Origin of the sequence: Brevundimonas sp. (genome assembly GCF_030704825.1) — a bacterium.
Lineage (GTDB): Bacteria > Pseudomonadota > Alphaproteobacteria > Caulobacterales > Caulobacteraceae > Brevundimonas.
Map to the genome: position 1 here is coordinate 1 of NZ_JAUYNX010000004.1, position 1214 is coordinate 1214.

The 1214-nt window shown below is 68.9% G+C and carries 1 protein-coding gene; it reads left to right on the top strand.

The features are described from left to right. Positions 1-1214: 5-aminolevulinate synthase (gene hemA / locus Q8Q71_RS02565; protein ID WP_305758078.1), on the top strand; the 1214-nt coding region annotated here is incomplete at both ends.

Genomic DNA, 1214 nt, shown 5'->3' on the forward strand with positions numbered 1-1214 from the left:
TGTACGACTACAAGGCCGCATTCCGGACCGCCGTGGAGCAGGTCAAGGGCGAGGGGCGCTATCGCGTCTTCGCCGATCTGAAGCGCGTGCGCGGCCAGTTTCCGAAGGCGATCCGCCGGCGCGAGGACGGGTCCGAGCAGGACGTCGTGGTCTGGTGCTCGAACGACTATCTGGGCATGGGCCAGCACCCGGCGGTGCTGGAGGCCATGCAGGCCGAGATCGATCAGGTCGGGGCGGGCGCCGGCGGCACCCGCAACATCTCGGGCACGACCCGCTCGGCGGTCGATCTGGAGGGCGAGCTGGCCGCCTGGCACCAGAAGGAAGCGGCGCTGCTGTTCACCTCGGGCTATGTCGCCAACGAGGCGACCCTGACCACCCTGCAGCGCATCCTGCCCGGTCTGATCGTCTTTTCCGACAGCCTGAACCACGCCTCGATGATCGCCGGCATCAGGAACGGCGGCTGCGAGCGGCACATCTTCGCCCACAACGACCTGGAACACCTCGAGGCCCTGCTGGCCGCCGCGCCCGCCGGCGCGCCCAAACTGGTCGCCTTCGAGAGCGTCTACTCGATGGACGGCGACATCGCCGACCTGGCCGGCACGATTGCGTTGGCCAGGAAGTACGGCGCCATGACCTATCTCGACGAGGTCCACGCCGTCGGCCTGTACGGCGCGACCGGCGCCGGCGTGGCCGAGCGGGACGGGGTGCTGGACGGGATCGACATCGTCGAATGCACCCTGGGCAAGGCCATCGGCGTCATGGGCGGCTATATCGCCGCCGACGCAGGTGTAGTCGACGCCGTGCGCAGCTGGGCCTCGGGCTTCATCTTCACCACCAGCCTGCCGCCGGCCCTGACCGCCGGGGCCCTGGCCTCGGTGCGCTGGCTCAAGGCCCATCCGGAGGTGCGCGAGGCGCATCAGGAGCGCGCCGCCGCCCTCAAGGCCCGTCTCGCCGCCGCCGGCATTCCGGTCATGCCGTCCGAGAGCCATATCGTGCCAGTGTTCGTCGGCGATCCGGTCCATACCAAGATGATCTCGGACATGCTGCTGGAAGAGCACGGCGTCTATGTCCAGCCGATCAACTATCCCACCGTGCCCAAGGGCACCGAGCGGCTGCGCTTCACCCCGTCGCCCAACCACGACGACGCCATGATGGACGACCTCGTCGCCGCCATGGACAAGCTGTGGACCCGCTGCAACGTGGCGCGCATGCCC